General features: G+C 72.8%; 16 protein-coding genes. 10 read left to right on the top strand and 6 right to left on the bottom strand.

Annotation, left to right across the window (positions count from 1 at the left end):
- Window positions 1–873 carry an SDR family oxidoreductase gene (locus tag ACZ7OH_RS27465; protein WP_470283418.1) on the bottom strand — a complete coding sequence of 291 codons (873 nt, stop codon included), beginning with the start codon at window positions 871–873 and terminating at the stop codon, window positions 1–3.
- 81 nt (window positions 874–954) lie between these two features.
- Here ACZ7OH_RS27465 and ACZ7OH_RS27460 point away from each other — a divergent pair, with 81 nt between their 5' ends.
- A complete protein-coding gene (locus ACZ7OH_RS27460) occupies window positions 955–1,527 on the top strand; it encodes a TetR/AcrR family transcriptional regulator (RefSeq protein ID WP_470283417.1) in 573 nt (190 codons plus the stop codon).
- Here ACZ7OH_RS27460 and ACZ7OH_RS27455 read toward each other — a convergent pair.
- Window positions 1,524–2,510, bottom strand: coding sequence for an ArsR/SmtB family transcription factor (locus ACZ7OH_RS27455; RefSeq protein ID WP_470283416.1), 987 nt, complete (start codon window positions 2,508–2,510; stop codon window positions 1,524–1,526). The two genes, ACZ7OH_RS27460 and ACZ7OH_RS27455, sit on opposite strands and share 4 nt — an antisense overlap.
- 259 nt (window positions 2,511–2,769) lie before the next feature.
- On the opposite strand from ACZ7OH_RS27455, the gene ACZ7OH_RS27450 reads away from it, so the two are divergent.
- A complete protein-coding gene (locus tag ACZ7OH_RS27450; RefSeq protein WP_400908192.1) occupies window positions 2,770–3,402 on the top strand; it encodes an RICIN domain-containing protein in 633 nt (210 codons plus the stop codon).
- A gap of 209 nt (window positions 3,403–3,611) precedes the next feature.
- Complete coding sequence (locus tag ACZ7OH_RS27445) at window positions 3,612–5,009, top strand: Dyp-type peroxidase (protein WP_470283415.1); 1,398 nt, start codon at window positions 3,612–3,614, stop codon at window positions 5,007–5,009.
- 95 nt (window positions 5,010–5,104) lie between these two features.
- Here the strand turns inward: ACZ7OH_RS27445 and ACZ7OH_RS27440 are convergent, their stop codons facing one another.
- Window positions 5,105–6,001: an ROK family protein gene (locus tag ACZ7OH_RS27440; protein WP_470283480.1), complete on the bottom strand. Its 897-nt coding sequence runs from the start codon at window positions 5,999–6,001 to the stop codon at window positions 5,105–5,107.
- A 194-nt stretch (window positions 6,002–6,195) separates the two neighbouring features.
- Here ACZ7OH_RS27440 and ACZ7OH_RS27435 point away from each other — a divergent pair, with 194 nt between their 5' ends.
- Genes ACZ7OH_RS27435 through ACZ7OH_RS27425 form a run of 3 tightly spaced genes read left to right on the top strand, consistent with a single transcriptional unit; the run spans window position 6,196 to window position 7,875 of the window.
- Window positions 6,196–6,405 (top strand): CbtB domain-containing protein, encoded by a 210-nt coding sequence (locus tag ACZ7OH_RS27435; protein ID WP_470283414.1) that lies wholly within the window; start codon window positions 6,196–6,198, stop codon window positions 6,403–6,405.
- Window positions 6,406–6,423: 18 nt separating this feature from the next.
- Complete coding sequence (locus tag ACZ7OH_RS27430; protein ID WP_470283413.1) at window positions 6,424–7,185, top strand: CbtA family protein; 762 nt, start codon at window positions 6,424–6,426, stop codon at window positions 7,183–7,185.
- Window positions 7,186–7,239: 54 nt separating this feature from the next.
- On the top strand, window positions 7,240–7,875 hold the full coding sequence (locus ACZ7OH_RS27425) for a DUF4190 domain-containing protein (protein WP_470283412.1): 636 nt from the start codon (window positions 7,240–7,242) through the stop codon (window positions 7,873–7,875).
- A 3-nt stretch (window positions 7,876–7,878) separates the two neighbouring features.
- Here ACZ7OH_RS27425 and ACZ7OH_RS27420 read toward each other — a convergent pair whose 3' ends face one another.
- Complete coding sequence (locus ACZ7OH_RS27420) at window positions 7,879–9,360, bottom strand: cobyric acid synthase (protein WP_470283411.1); 1,482 nt, start codon at window positions 9,358–9,360, stop codon at window positions 7,879–7,881.
- Window positions 9,357–10,322 (bottom strand): cobalamin biosynthesis protein, encoded by a 966-nt coding sequence (locus ACZ7OH_RS27415; RefSeq protein WP_470283410.1) that lies wholly within the window; start codon window positions 10,320–10,322, stop codon window positions 9,357–9,359. The genes ACZ7OH_RS27420 and ACZ7OH_RS27415 overlap by 4 nt, the downstream gene beginning before the upstream one ends.
- A 36-nt stretch (window positions 10,323–10,358) precedes the next feature.
- Here ACZ7OH_RS27415 and ACZ7OH_RS27410 point away from each other — a divergent pair, with 36 nt between their 5' ends.
- From ACZ7OH_RS27410 to ACZ7OH_RS27395, 4 genes are read left to right on the top strand one after another with little or no spacing between them, the layout of a single operon-like run.
- A complete protein-coding gene (locus tag ACZ7OH_RS27410) occupies window positions 10,359–10,997 on the top strand; it encodes a bifunctional adenosylcobinamide kinase/adenosylcobinamide-phosphate guanylyltransferase (RefSeq protein ID WP_400908209.1) in 639 nt (212 codons plus the stop codon).
- 13 nt (window positions 10,998–11,010) lie between these two features.
- Window positions 11,011–12,024 (top strand): nicotinate-nucleotide--dimethylbenzimidazole phosphoribosyltransferase, encoded by a 1,014-nt coding sequence (cobT, locus tag ACZ7OH_RS27405; RefSeq protein WP_470283409.1) that lies wholly within the window; start codon window positions 11,011–11,013, stop codon window positions 12,022–12,024.
- Between the two features lie 23 nt (window positions 12,025–12,047).
- Window positions 12,048–12,761, top strand: coding sequence for an adenosylcobinamide-GDP ribazoletransferase (locus tag ACZ7OH_RS27400; protein WP_470283479.1), 714 nt, complete (start codon window positions 12,048–12,050; stop codon window positions 12,759–12,761).
- Window positions 12,762–12,793: 32 nt separating this feature from the next.
- A complete protein-coding gene (locus ACZ7OH_RS27395; protein ID WP_470283408.1) occupies window positions 12,794–13,480 on the top strand; it encodes a helix-turn-helix transcriptional regulator in 687 nt (228 codons plus the stop codon).
- Here the strand turns inward: ACZ7OH_RS27395 and ACZ7OH_RS27390 are convergent.
- The gene (locus tag ACZ7OH_RS27390) at window positions 13,464–13,820 is read right to left on the bottom strand and encodes a VOC family protein (protein ID WP_400908217.1); all 357 of its coding nucleotides are present in this window, start codon (window positions 13,818–13,820) and stop codon (window positions 13,464–13,466) included. The genes ACZ7OH_RS27395 and ACZ7OH_RS27390 overlap by 17 nt on opposite strands.
- Window positions 13,821–13,875 lie beyond the last annotated feature (55 nt).

Here is a 13,875-nt window from a genome sequence, read left to right as displayed (position 1 = left end):
TCAGCCGTAGTAACCCTTTTCGAGGTCGTCCAGCAGTCCCGGGTGCGTCGGCTGCCAGCCGAGCAGCGCCTGCGTCTCTTCGCTGGACGCGGGCTGGTCGATCGCCAGGATCGCGCCCAGGAAGCCCAGCTCGCCGGCCTCGACCGACGTCGCGGGCAGGCCGAGGCGGCGTCCGACGACTTCGGCGACGTCGCGGATGGCCACGCCCTCGTCGCCCACCGCGTGCAGCACCGAACCGGCGGGGGCCTGCTCCAGCGCCAGGTGGGCCAGGCGCGCCGCGTCGGCGACGTGCACCGCGGGCCAGCGCTGCGTTCCGTCGCCGACGTAGGCCGCGATGCCTTTCTCACGGCCGGCCTGGACGAGGCGCGCGATGAGCCCGTGCGCGTCCCCTTCGCCGTGCACGGAGCGCGGGAGCCGCAGGACGGACGCGCGGACGCCGCGTTCGGCCGTCCTCAGCACGGCGCGGGCGACCTCCAGCCGGCCCGCCACCGGGCCGAACCCGGCGGGGTCGTCCTGCTCGGTCGCCGCCCTGCCGGGCACCGACGGCGTCCCGGACGCGGCGACGAACGGCTTGCCGTCCAGCACCGCGCCCAGCGTCCCGACGAGTGCCGCGTCGGTGCGGATCGCTTCTTCCATCCGGCCGAAGTCGTGGCCGAACGCGAGGTGGACGACCCCGTCGGCGCGGTCCGCGGCCGTTTTGAGCGTCTCGAGATCGGTCAGGTCGCCGCGCTGCACCTCGGCGCCCATCTTCGCGACGGCCTGAGCCGAGGCGTCCGACCGGGCGAGGCCGACGACCTCGTGGCCGGCTTCGAGGAGCAGGGGCACGAGGGCCGAGCCGATCCAGCCCGACGCCCCGGTGACGAAGACACGCATGAGAACCTCCCTGTGATGACACCTGGTGCCATCACCGTAGCACGTCTGACGACACCGGGTGTCATAACTTAGACTGGGAGCATGAGCCGCTGGGAACCGAACGCCCGCGAGCGCCTGGTGCGCGCCGCGGTGGAGTCGTTCCTCGAGCGCGGCTACGACGACGTCACGGTCGCCGAGATCACCGAACGCGCGGGACTGACCAAGCGGACGTTCTTCCGGCACTTCCAGGACAAGCGCGAGGTGCTGTTCGCGGGCCAGGAAATCCTGAGCGACCTCCTCGCGGACGCGATCGCCGCGGCCCCCGAATCGGCCACCCCGATCGAAGCGATCTCAGCGGCGCTGACGGCCACGGAAGCGGCGATGGACGCGGACCGCCGGGAGTGGGCGGCGAAGGTCCAGCGAGTGGTCGCGGGCCAGCCGGACCTCCGCGAGCGCGAGTTGCTAAAGCGCGCGAAGCTCAGGGGCGCGATGGCTTCGGCGTTGCGGGCGAGGGGTGTCCCGGACCCGGCGGCAACCCTGGCGGCGGAGATCGGCGGCTTGGCGTTCACGACGGCTTTCGCGCGTTGGGTGGAGCCGGCGAACGAACGGGCCTTCGGCGAACTGGCCCAGGAAGCCTTGGAGGAACTGGTGAAAGCCGCCGGCGCACTGAGCTAGCTGTCCAGGAGAGCGCTTCCCAACGGCGTCAGCGAATGCAGCACCGTGTTCCGCTCCCGGTGCGTGGTGATCAGCCCGGCCCGGCGCAGCACCGTCGTGTGCTTGCTGACCGCCGACGGCGTCACGCCCAGCCGCGCCGCCAGCTCGGACGTCGAGCAGCCCACCGCCAGTACCGCCAGCGCCGCCGCGCGGGTCGGGCCCAGCAGGTCCGCCAGCGCCTTTTCCGTCGCCTTGTGGCCGCCGCGGCCGAAGCCCGCCGGCGGCGTCGCTTGGCGGACGCACGGGTAGTGCAGGCGCGGCGTGCCGCCCGGGACCGCCGGGACCAGCGCCGGGCACACCGAGAAGTACGTCGGGACCAGCAGCAGGCCGGTGCCCTCCGACGGGACCGTGCCGGGGATGCGGTCGTCGGTCTCCAGCACCGGCGCCTCCCAGCGCACCAGCGGGCGGAGACCGGTCAGCAGCGCGTCGACGCCGCCGTGGAGCAGCAGCTGCGTGCGCATCCCGAGGTCGGCGTCCACCTGGCCGGACACCGTCTCCCAGCCGGGGGCGAGCGCGACGTCGTGGTAGTCGCGCATGGCCTGGACCAGTCGCGGCAGGCCCGCGGTGTCGCCGTCGGCGAGCGCGGCGGCCCACGACGGCAGGTCGCGGCCGGGCGGCGCCGTGCGCAAGGTCGTCTTCAGACTCAGCGGGTCGGTCTTGAGCACCGCCGCGAGCCCGGACTCCAGTTCGTAGCGCCCCGCGGCGGGCAGCAGGAACCCCGGGAGCGGCGCGTCCGGCCGGCACAGCCACATCAGCACGGCCGCCGAGTCGGGCAGGCTCTGCCACACGCGGTGCCGCCACCGCGTGAACGCCGCCGAAGCCGCGGTGCGGCCGCCGTCGCGGCGTTGCAGCACCTGCAGGCTCCCGGCGAGCTCCCCCATCGGGTCGGCCGCGGCGGCGAGCCCGACGCGGACGAGGTCGGGCAACGTCAGCTCGATGCGCACGCCTCTCCCCCCGTGTCTGCCCCTCTATCGGCGCCGGTTCCGTTCCGTTACACGCCTGACGTGCGTTTTGGCCCCTCGCGGAAATGACCTCGACGACGACGTGAGCGCGATGAATGATGGTCCGAGAGATCGCTTTCGGGGGTTTGACGGTCTCGACGAGGGGGATTCGCCGGCACGACCACGCGCCGGGTCCACGCGGGCCCGGAGTCGGCTGGCGCCCTTTCGTCACCACGGGTGAACCGACGAAAAAGGGGAAAGCATGACGAAGATGAAGCGGCTGATGGTGACAGTCGCCGCGGCGGCCGGCCTGTTCGGCCTGGTCGCCGTTCCGCAGGCCGGCGCGGCGCCCGCCGACGGCAAGGGCACCGCGGTCTCGGCGCTCGCCGGCGGGATCAAGCTGCGGCCGGCGAAGGTCGGTGCCGCTCACCGGTCCACCCCCGGGGTCGCGGGCGCGCAGGTCGCCCAGGCCGACGCCTACCTGATCGAGTCCGCCGCCTTCGGCCGCTGCTGGGACGCGGACCTCGGCACGATCGGCGCCAACGGCACGAAGATGCAGCTGTGGGACTGCAACGAGTACGCCGCGAACCAGGCGTTCTACATCACCAGCATCCCGGAGGGCTACCTGCGCTTCCAGAACGTGCAGAGCGGCCGGTACCTCGACGCCGACCTCGGCACGGCCGGCGCCAACGGCACCAAGGTCCAGCTGTGGGACTACCGGGCCGGTGCCAAGAACCAGTGGTGGGCCGACACCGTGAACCCGGAGGGCTACCTGCGCCTGCAGAGCCCGCAGAACAACCGGTACCTGACCGGCGAGGGTTCGGTCGGCTCCAACGGCACGCGCCTGCAGCTGTGGGACTACATCGCGGGCGGCAAGTCGCAGTGGTGGTACTGACCATTTCCTGACGGAAACGCGGGTCCCGCTCCGGGGCCCGCGTTTTCGTTGCGGGCGAACGGTTCTGCGTTCAACTTAATCTTTCGTGTGAATGCCGGGGAATGGGTGGCACGCGGCACCGGGCGACGGCAGCCTGGTACCAGGGGCACGACCGGCGAGGGGGAGCTTCGGTCGGTCGTGCGCCCGTTCACACGGGAGGGGAGCCCGCAATGAGTGTCGATCTGTCCACCACGCTGTCCTGGACCACCGCGACCGGGGACGCCGGGGTGATGCTCGGCGAACTGCAGCCGAACATCCTCAAGGCCCACGTCCGGGACCATCTTTCCGCGCTGCTGCTGGGATTCGGCGACGCCGCGGAGGCGCGGGCGTTCCTGGTCTCGGTCACCGGGAAGATGAAGTCCGCCAAGCAACACCTCGAGGAAGCCGGCGCGTTCAAGGAAGGCGGCGCGGCGGGCACGCCGTACGTCGGCGTCGGGCTCACGGCGGCGGGTTACGGCGTCCTCGGCGTCGAGAACTTCCCGGAGGACGAGGCTTTCCGGCGCGGCATGGCGGCGCCGGCGACCCGGCGGAAGCTGAACGACCCGCCGCGCTCGACGTTCGATCCGGGCTACCACGCCGAAATCCACGCGGTCGTGCTGATCGGCGACGCGACGGACAAGGCCATGACCGCGCGGCGCAACGAAATCCTCGGCCTGCTGCCGGACTCCGTGACGGTGCTGGCGGAGGAAACGGGCCTCGGCCGCGTCAACGCGCGCGGCGAGGGCATCGAGCACTTCGGGTACGTCGACGGCCGCAGCCAGCCGCTGTTCCTCACGGAGGACGTGGACGCGGAGAAGAACAACACGGACGGCATCAACGTGTGGAACCCGGCGGCGCCCCTGTCCCAGGTGCTGGTTCCGGACACAGCGGCCCCGGATCCGGGCGTGCACTTCGGCAGCTATTTCGTGTTCCGCAAGCTGGAGCAGAACGTCCGGCGGTTCAAGCAGGCCGAGGCGGACTTGGCGGACACACTCGGCTTGACGGGCGACGATCGCGAGCGAGCGGGAGCGATGCTGATCGGCCGGTTCGAGGACGGAACCCCGTTGACAACGCAGCGGGAGGACGGCGCCGAGAGCCCGGTATCGAACAACTTCACGTACGACAGCGACCGAGCGGCGCTGAAGTGCCCGTTCCAGGCGCACATCCGCAAGACGAACCCGCGAGGTTCGGGAGGAGCGGAAGACCCGTCCGCCGAGCGCTTGCACTTGATGGCCCGCCGGGGGGTGACGTACGGCGAGCGCCCGGACGACCCGAACGCGGAGGTCCCCCCGTCGGCGCGGCCGAGCGGTGGCGTGGGGTTGTTGTTCATGGCGTTCAATGCGGTGCTGGGGAACCAGTTCGAGTTCACGCAGGCGCTGTGGGCGGACAACCCGGGCTTCCCGATAACCGAGGGCGTGACGCCGGGGTTGGACCCGGTGATCGGACAGGGCGAGCGGGGGACATCGGAGTACACGGTGGAATGGGGCGGGTCGACCCAGCGGACGGCTGAGCCGGTGCCGCAGGCGGTGACGTTGCGGGGTGGGGAGTACTTCTTCATGCCGTCGCTGGCGTTCTTGCGGGCACTCTGACAGGTAGCGTCGCCGGCGGGCGTCGTCAAAAGCCGTGAATGCCACATTCAGGGACAAGAAGTCCCTCGATGTGGCATTCACGGCCTGGCGGCAAATCAGTCCTTCAGCAAGTCCAGCGCCAGCAGCCCCGCGCCCAGGCGGCCTGCCTCGTCGCCCAGTTTTGCGATTCGCAACTCCGGCATCCTCTGGAATGTCAAATGCGCCGCCAGCCAGTCGCGGACCGGCTCCAGTACGTAATCCGCCGCCGTGAACAAGCCGCCACCCAGGACGATCACCTCTGGGCCCAGCAATGTCAGCAGCGTTCGGATTCCGTGCCCCAGGCCGTCCAGGGCGTCTTGGACCACCGCCACCGCCACCTCGTCGCCGTGGCGGGCCAGGTCCACCACCTCGCGGGCTCCGTCGGCCGGGCGGCCCGTTCTCTCCCGGTACCTCCGCGCGATCGCCGCCGCTGAGGAGATTGCCTCCAGGCAGCCCGTTGCTCCGCAGCCGCACTTGCCCGGGTGGCCTACGTCGATGTGCCCTACCTCGCCCGCCTGCCCGTGCGCTCGGTGGATGCGGCCGTCGAGCAGGAGCGCTGCCGCTATGCCCGTCCCGACCGGGATGAACGCCGCGTTCGTCGCTCCCTGGCCCGCTCCTACGCGGAACTCGGCGATGCCGCCCGCCGTCACGTCGTGGCCGAAGGCCACCGGCAGGCCCAGCCGACTCTCGAGCAGCTCGCCGAACGGGACCTCGCGCCAGTCCAGGTTGGCCGAGAAGTGGCAGACGCGGGTCTCCTCGTCGACGATCCCGGGCACCACCACGCCCACCGCCGCCGGCCGGCCGGTGCCCGCCTGCTCCGCCAGCGCCGTCACGATCTCCGCGACCTGGGCCGCCAGCGCCGTGCCGTCCGCGCTGCGTGCCGTCTCCGCCCGCAGCGTCGCCTTGGGCTGGAGCTGCTCGTCGAGCAACGCCGCCTTGATCGTCGTCCCGCCCACATCGAGGGCCGCCACCATTCGAGTCACCGCGGCATTGTCACATTGACGCAGCCCAAACGGCGGACCTACGCTCAACCGGCCAGACGACGGATTCCGGAACGCGGTGCAAGTCCGCGCGGTCGCGCCACTGTGACCCCCACCAGGGGGAAGCCAGACCCGGACCGTCGTGACCGACCCCGATGAGGCCGCGAAAGCCCGAGGAGGCCACGCTCATGTCCCACACGGCAGCGCCCTCCGTCCCGCTCCCGATCCGCATCCCGATCCGTGAGATCGTGCCGTGGGCGGTGTTCGTGGTGCTCCTCGCCCTGATCGCGCTGTACTTCGTCAGCGCCGAGCAGGGCGCCACCGCGGTGTTCGCGAACATGTACGTCCACGAGTTCGTGCACGACGGCCGGCACCTGCTGGCCTTCCCCTGCCACTGATCGGCGGCACGTACTCCCATGATGAAGACCCTGCTGGTCCGCGGCATGCTCGCGGGCCTGATCGCCGGCGTGCTCGCGTTCGGGTTCGCCTACGCCTTCGGTGAGCCGTCGGTCAACACCGCCATCGGCCTCGAGGAGTCCGGCGGTCACTCCCATTCCCACGACGCCGGCGCCACGCCAGCACCGGCCGAGCAACACGAGGAAGAGCTCGTCCCGCGGGACATCCAGAGCACCGTCGGGCTGCTGACCGGCGTCCTGGTCTACGGCGTCGCGATCGGCGGCCTGCTGTCGCTTGCCTTCGCGTTCGCCCAAGGCCGCCTCGGCAACCTCCGCCCCCGTGTGACGGCGCTGCTACTCACCGGTGGCGCGTTCGCGGTGGTGTTCCTGGTGCCGTTCCTCAAGTACCCGGCCAACCCGCCGGCGGTGGGACAGCCGGGCACGATCGGCTCCCGCACCGAGCTGTACTTCGGGTTCGTCGCGGTGTCGCTGCTGGCCGGCATCCTCGCGACGGTGTTCGGCCGCAAGCTCGCGGACCGCTTCGGAGCGTGGAACGGCTTCCTCCTGGCCGCGGCGGGCTACCTCGTCGTGATCGGCGTGGTGGCCTGGCTGATGCCGGTGGTCGACGAGGTCCCGGCGGACTTCCCGGCCTCGACGCTGTGGAGCTTCCGCACGGCGTCGGTCGGCACGCAGGTGACGCTCTGGCTGGGCCTCGGCCTCGCCTTCGGCGCCTTCGCGGAGAAAGCGCTCAGCAAGAAGACCGCCACCGTCGCCGCATCGTGATCTCGGGGTCCTAGAGTTCTCCCGGCCGGGTCGGGGGATTCCGGAGGGACCCTGTTGTTCGACGACACGCGCTCCACGCTGTCCAATCATGCCCAGACGACCGTCCGCGGACCCGTCGAGTCCCCCGGGACCGACGGGTTCGCGGTCGCGTCCCTGCTCTGCGGCCTGGTCGGGCTGATCCCGTTCGGCGCGCTGTTCGGCATCCTCGCGCTGGTCCGGGTACGGCGGAGCGAAGAGCGCGGGCGCGGGCTCGCGATCGCCGGACTGGTGCTCAGCGTGGTCTGGCTGGGGGCCGGGCTCGTGACGGTGGTGCCGAAGCTCCTCACGCACGCGACCGCCGGACCGGACTACATCCATACCGTGGCGGTCGGCGACTGCTTCGACTCGAGCGCGGACGGCGAACACGTCACCCGGCTCCCCTGCGACCAGCCGCACGACGAGCAGATCTTCGACCGCATCGACGTCGGCGCGGGCGCCGAGAGCTACCCGGGCCTCGATGCCCTTCGCGAACCGGCGTTGGCCACCTGCCGGACTTCGGCGGCGGCGTACTTCGTTCACGGCACGCCGGCGCCCGGGCTCGAGTTCTTCGTGCACCTCCCGACCCGCGGGTCCTGGGTCGGTGGCGTCCGCACTGCGACCTGCACCTTCGGGCAGCCGGGCGGCAAGCTCACCGCGCCCGTGCAGCCCTGACCGTCAGGGCGCGCCGGGCGGGACGAACGGCAGGTCCTTCGGTGCGCCCAGCTCCAGCAGGGTGCGCAGCGCCGCCGTGTCCAGGTGCTCGTCGACCGCGTCGGCCAGTTTGTCCAGCATCTCCTCCCTCAGGGTGCCGAAGCCGGGGGCGTCCAGGGCCGGGGTCCACCCGACGCCGGCCTGGGCCGCCGCTTCCGTGAGCCACGCCCGGCGGAACTCGTCGTTCTCGAAAGCTCCGTGCCACATCGTGCCCCAGACCGCGCCGTGCCGGACCCCGTCCAAAAAGGACTCCAGGAGCGCTTCGGCCGTCACCGAGCCGTGGTGGATCTCGTACGCCTCGACGGGGGCGCCGCGCCACGTTCCCGTGGGCCGGGCGAGAACCTTCTCCTCGGCGAACGTCACCCGGGCCGGGAGCAACCCGAGCCCGGGCACCTCGCCCGCGCCGGACTCGACCTCGTCCACAATGGACTCGGTGAGCATCTGGTAGCCCCCGCAGATGCCGAGCACCGGGCGGCCCGCGGCGGCGCGGGCCGCGACCGCCGTGTCGAGGCCGCGGTCGCGCAGCCAGGCGAGATCGGTGACCGTGGCGCGCGACCCGGGCAGCACGACGACGTCGGCGTCCGCGACGGTGTCCGGGTCGGCGGTGAGCGTGACCGTGACGCCGGGTTCGGCGGCGAGCGCGTCGACGTCCGTCGCGTTGGACGCGCGCGGGAACCGCACGACGGCCACCCGCAGGCCCCGGGCCTGGGCTTCCCGGCGCCAGCCCGCGGCGGCGAGGGCGTCCTCGGAGTCGATCCAGACGCGGTCGAGCCACGGGAGCACGCCCAGCACCGGCCGCCCGGTCACCTTCTCCAGGCTGTCGAGGCCGGGCCGCAGCAGGCCGACGTCACCGCGGAACTTGTTGACCACCCAGCCGGCGACGAGCGCCTGGTCCTCGGCCGACAGCAGGGCGAGCGTGCCGAACATCGCGGCGAGGACGCCGCCGCGGTCGATGTCGCCGACGACGAGCACCGGCAGCCCGAACCGCCGGGCGAGCCCCATGTTGACGTAGTCCCCGCCACGCAGGTTGATCTCGGCGGGGCTCCCGGCCCCTTCGCAGACGACGACGTCGTAGCGGTCGCTCAGGTCCTGGAACGCGCCGAAGGCGATCTCGGCCAGCCCGGCGCGCCCGGTGGCGTACTCGCCGGCTTCGAGGGTGCCGAAGGGCTTCCCGAGCGCGACGACGTGACTGCGCCGGTCGCTGCCGGGCTTGAGCAGGACGGGGTTCATGGCCGCTTCGGGTTCGACGCGCGCGGCCCGGGCCTGCAGCCACTGGGCGCGCCCGATCTCGGCCCCGTCGGCGCAGACCATGGAGTTGTTGGACATGTTCTGCGCTTTGAAGGGTGCGACACGCACGCCACGGCGGGCCAGCCACCGGCAGACCGCGGCGGTGACGAGGCTCTTGCCGGCGTCGGACGTCGTGCCGGCGATGAGGAGACCGCTCATCGGGCGGCTCCCGATGCTGCGGGAGCCGCCACGGCGACTGAAGCCGCCGCGATGGCGACTGAAGCCGCCCCGACCCAGCGCGACAGCCGCACCGCCCGGCGCAGGTCGACCGGCTCCGGGTCACGGCCCTCCCCCAGCCGGGCGCGGCTCTCCACCTCGCCGCCGTAGCTGTTCGTGCCGCCCAGCCAGATGTCCAGCGCCCCGGCGAACGCCGCCTCGACCTGGCCCGCGTTCGGGCTCGGGTGCCGGCCGCCGTCGCGGCGCCAGATCCGCCACGCCTCCCGCGCGCGTCCGCCCGCCAGCGGCGCGCACAACGCCGTGAGCAGCGCGCCGGCCCGGGACGGCACGAGGTTGGCCACGTCGTCGGCCCGGGCCGCGGCCCAGCCGAACCGCCGGTACCGCGGTGACCGGTAGCCGACCATCGCGTCGAGCGTGTTCAGCGCCCGGTACCCGAGCAGGCCCGGCAGCCCGGCGACCGCACCCCAGAACAGCGGCGCGACCACGGCGTCCGACGTGTTCTCGGCGATCGACTCGGTCGCCGCGCGGGTGAGCTCGGCGGAGTCGAGCGCCGTCGCGTCGCGCGCGCAGAGGTGCGAAAGCCGCGTACGCGCCGAAGGCACTTCGCCCCTTTCGAGCAGTCTGGCCATTTCGGCGCCTTCGGCAGCGAGGCCGCGGCCGCCGAGCACGACCCACGTACACACGGCCGTGACGGAGAAGCGAGCGAAGGGGCTTCGCCTCGTCGCCGTCTGAAGCGCCACCCCGAGGCCGACAGCACCGAAGGAACACAACCCCGCGTACACGGCTCCGCGCGGCTTCGAGTCCGCCCACAGGAGGCGTTCGAGGCGCGCGGCCGCCGACCCGAACAGCGCGACCGGGTGCCCCCGTCGAGGGTCGCCGAACAGGGTGTCGGCGGCGTATCCGGTAACGAGTCCGGCAGCGGTTGTCCCTAGACGGAGTGGCACGTGGCGCACGGTAGCGCGTGCACCACAATGCCGGGTATGACTGCGCCCACCGCCTCCGCGGGGAAGAAGACGTCGGCGAGGCTGACGGCCCGCCTCGCGGGCTACCTCGAGACCCTGGCCCGCGCCCTGCGCCGGTACGGCCGCGACGAAGACAAGGTGCTGGTCCTCGGCGGCGTGCGCTCGGGTAAGTCGCGGCACGCCGAACGGCTCGTCGCCGGCCACTCGCACCTCGTCTACGTCGCGCCCGGCCTGCCCGCCGGCGAAGACGACCCCGAATGGGCCGCTCGGGTGGCCGCGCACCAGGCGCGGCGGCCGTCGCACTGGAAGACCGTCGAGACCACCGACCTCGCGGGCACCCTCCGGAAGGCGACCGAGCCGCTGCTGATCGACTGCCTCGGCACCTGGCTGTCCCGCGTGCTGGACGACGTCGGCGCGTGGAAGCAGCAGCCCGGCTGGGAACACCGGCTGGACGACCGGCTCGAGGACTTCCTGGCCGCCTGGGCCGCGGCGCGGGTGCCGGTGGTCGCGGTCAGCAACGAGGTCGGCAGCGGTGTGGTGCCCGCAACGTCGTCCGGACGGCTGTTCCGTGATGTGCTGGGCGCACTCAACAACCGGGTGTCCGCCGACGCCGACCGGGTCGTGCTGGTCGTCGCGGGCCGGGCGCTCGACCTGTAGCCAGGAGGCGCCCGTGTTCGACGTTCCCGTCCCCGACCCCGCCGCCCGCGCCGCCGCGCAGGAGCGGCTCGACGGCCTGGTCAAGCCGCTCGGCGCGCTCGGCAGGCTCGAGGAGATCGCCGCCTGGCTGTCCGCCGCGCACGGAAGCGTGCCGCCGCGCCCGCTGGACGACGTCCGGGTGGTCGTCTTCGCGGGCGACCACGGCGTGTCCGCGCTGTCGGCGTACCCGCGCGAGGTGACCGCGGCGATGGTGCGCGTGTTCCTGGCCGGCAAGAGCGGCGTCAACGTGCTGGCCGCGCAGGTCGGCGCGAAGGTGCGCGTGGCCGACCTGGGCGTCGACTGGGACGGCGCCGACGTACCGCCCGAGGTCACCGCGCACAAGATCCGCCGCGGGTCGGGCTCGATCGACGTCGAGGACGCCCTGCTGCCGGGTGAAGCGCAGGCCGCCTTCGAGGCCGGCCGGGCCATCGCCGGCGAGGAAGCGGACGCGGACGTGCTGATCCCGGGCGACATGGGGATCGGCAACACGGCGATGTGCGCGGCCCTGGTCGCGGCCTCGCTGGGACTGCCGGCCGCCGAGGTGGTCGGCACCGGCACCGGAGTCGACGCGGACGGCCTCGAGCGCAAGACGGCGGCGGTCGCGGCGGCACTGACGCGGACGGCGGGCCGGACGGAGGACCCGTTCGAGCGCCTGACGGCCCTGGGCAGCGCGTGCGTCGCGGCGACGGCCGGCTTCCTGGTCGAGGCGGCTGTACGGGGCATCCCGGTGCTGCTGGACGGCGTGTTCTCGGGCGCGGCGGCCCTGGTCGCGCGGGACATCGCGCCGGGCGCGGAGCAGTGGTGGCTGGCCGGGCACCGGTCGACCGAACCTTCGCAGGCGTTCGCGCTGAAGGCGCTGGGCCTGGAGCCGATCTTGGACTTCGGGCTGCGGCTCGGCGAAGGCAGCGGAGCGGTGCAGGCCGTCCCGACGCTCCGGGCGGCGCGCGCCATCCTGGCGGACATGGGTCTGCTGGCCGACTTGACGTGAGCCGCTGGACCGACTCCGCGCGGATGGCCGTCGGGACGTTGACCACCGTTCCCGTCCCGGCGCCCCGCGTCATCGACCGGCGGGTGGCCGGCGGAGCCATGCTGCTGGCTCCCCTGGCCGCCCTTCCGCTCGCCGTGGCCGCCGGCCTGGTCGTCGCCGCCGGACAAGCTGTTCACCTCCCCTCTCTCGCTACCGCCGCCCTCGCGGTCGGCATCGTCGCCCTCGGCAGCCGGGGGCTGCACCTCGACGGGCTCGCCGACACCGCGGACGGCCTCGGTGCTTCTTACGACCGCGCCAAGGCCCTCGACGTCATGCGCCGCGGCGACTCCGGGCCCACCGGGGTCGCGACGCTCGTGGTCGTCCTGCTCGTCCAAGTCGGCGCGCTGACCGCGGCCGGCCCGGTCACCGCGGCCGCAGCCGTCCTCGTCGGCCGGTGCACGCTTTCGCTCGCCTGCGCCCGCGGGGTCCCCTCGGCCCGCCCGGAAGGCCTCGGCGCCACCGTCGCGGGCTCGGTTCCCCGCACCGCGGCGATCGTCGTCGGCGTAGCCGCCGCCGGCCTCGCCACGTTGCTGCCCGGACTCCCGTGGTGGCGCGGACCGCTCGCGGTAGTCCTCGCCTACGCCGTCACCGCGGCGCTCTTGTGGCGGTGCACCCAGCGCCTCGGCGGCGTCACCGGCGACGTCCTCGGTGCGGGCGTCGAGGTCGCTGTCGCGGCCGCCCTGCTCGCGTTCGCCTGAAACTGTCGTACCCCCTTCCTAGAGTGCGACGCGTGAACCGAACCGATCGGCTGTACGCGCTCGTCGAAGAACTCCGTGTCGTCGCCCCTCGCCCCCGCAGCGCGCGCTGGCTCGCGTCCCGGTTCGAGGTGAGCGTCCGCACCGTCGAACGGGACATCAGCGCGCTGCAGCAATCCGGCGTGCCCATCTACGCCGAGACGGGCCGCACCGGCGGGTACTGCCTCGACAAGGCGCACACGATGCCGCCGGTCAACCTGACGCCCGGCGAGGCCGTCGCCATGGCGCTCGCGCTGAGGCACCTCGACGGCACTCCCTTCCAGGCGGACGGGCGCTCGGCGCTGCGCAAGCTCGTCGCGGCGATGCGGCGGGAGGACGTCGAGGCCGCGCAGAACCTCGCCACCTGTGTCCACCTGCTCGGCAGCGGTCCCATCCCGCCGATGCCGCGCGTGCTCGGCGTCCGCCGCGTCCTGCGCCTCCGCTACACCGACCGCGCGGGCGCCGTCACGCGGCGGGAAGTCGAGCCGCTCGGCTACGTCGGCAAGCCCGAGCACTGGTACCTCATCGCCTGGTGCCGGCTGCGCAAGGAGATCCGGGCCTTCCGCACCGACCGGATCGCCTCCTTCTCCGTGCTGGCCGAGGTTCCGCCGCTGCGCCGGCTGCGGCCCGAGGACCTCGACATCCCCTACGGCGACGTCGAGCAGCTCACTTTGGCGGGGTGAACACGGAGAAGTGGTTGCCGGCCGGGTCGAGCACGTGCGCGAACGTCACGCCGACCGGGTTGACGCTCGGCGGCCGCTGCACCCGCCCGCCGGCTTCCTCGACCTGGCGGCAGGTGGCCTCGACGTCCTCGACCAGCACGGTGAAGATCGCGTAGTTCTCCTCACCGGTGAACAGGCCGCCGCGCGAGCCGCCGGTGTCGATGACACGGTAGGCGGTGTCGGTGCTCGCCGCGTCGTCCTGCGCGACCTTCCAGCCGAAGACGTCGCCGTAGAACCGTTCGGCGGCCGCCGGGTCGTCGGTGCCGATCTCGAACCAGGCGACGTCGTTGAATCGGGGCATGTCGTTCCTTCCGCTGCCACACCGGGCGTTTCCCGGCTCCGCCCACTTTCGGCCG

Source organism: Amycolatopsis sp. NPDC114478 (genome assembly GCF_055633805.1).
This window is presented reverse-complemented; position numbering and strand designations above follow the sequence as displayed.

What these genes read in the sequence shown, in the direction of transcription:
- ACZ7OH_RS27440 (WP_470283480.1), bottom strand. Translation starts at nt 6,001, where the DNA reads ATGGTGGCGGCCCTCGATGTGGGCGGGACGACGATCAAGGCGGCGTTG.
- ACZ7OH_RS27465 (WP_470283418.1), bottom strand. Translation starts at nt 873, where the DNA reads ATGCGTGTCTTCGTCACCGGGGCGTCGGGCTGGATCGGCTCGGCCCTC.
- ACZ7OH_RS27435 (WP_470283414.1), top strand. Translation starts at nt 6,196, where the DNA reads ATGTCCCACACGGCAGCGCCCTCCGTCCCGCTCCCGATCCGCATCCCG.
- ACZ7OH_RS27450 (WP_400908192.1), top strand. Translation starts at nt 2,770, where the DNA reads ATGACGAAGATGAAGCGGCTGATGGTGACAGTCGCCGCGGCGGCCGGC.
- ACZ7OH_RS27445 (WP_470283415.1), top strand. Translation starts at nt 3,612, where the DNA reads ATGAGTGTCGATCTGTCCACCACGCTGTCCTGGACCACCGCGACCGGG.
- ACZ7OH_RS27400 (WP_470283479.1), top strand. Translation starts at nt 12,048, where the DNA reads ATGGCCGTCGGGACGTTGACCACCGTTCCCGTCCCGGCGCCCCGCGTC.
- ACZ7OH_RS27420 (WP_470283411.1), bottom strand. Translation starts at nt 9,360, where the DNA reads ATGAGCGGTCTCCTCATCGCCGGCACGACGTCCGACGCCGGCAAGAGC.
- ACZ7OH_RS27460 (WP_470283417.1), top strand. Translation starts at nt 955, where the DNA reads ATGAGCCGCTGGGAACCGAACGCCCGCGAGCGCCTGGTGCGCGCCGCG.
- ACZ7OH_RS27390 (WP_400908217.1), bottom strand. Translation starts at nt 13,820, where the DNA reads ATGCCCCGATTCAACGACGTCGCCTGGTTCGAGATCGGCACCGACGAC.
- ACZ7OH_RS27410 (WP_400908209.1), top strand. Translation starts at nt 10,359, where the DNA reads ATGACTGCGCCCACCGCCTCCGCGGGGAAGAAGACGTCGGCGAGGCTG.
- ACZ7OH_RS27430 (WP_470283413.1), top strand. Translation starts at nt 6,424, where the DNA reads ATGATGAAGACCCTGCTGGTCCGCGGCATGCTCGCGGGCCTGATCGCC.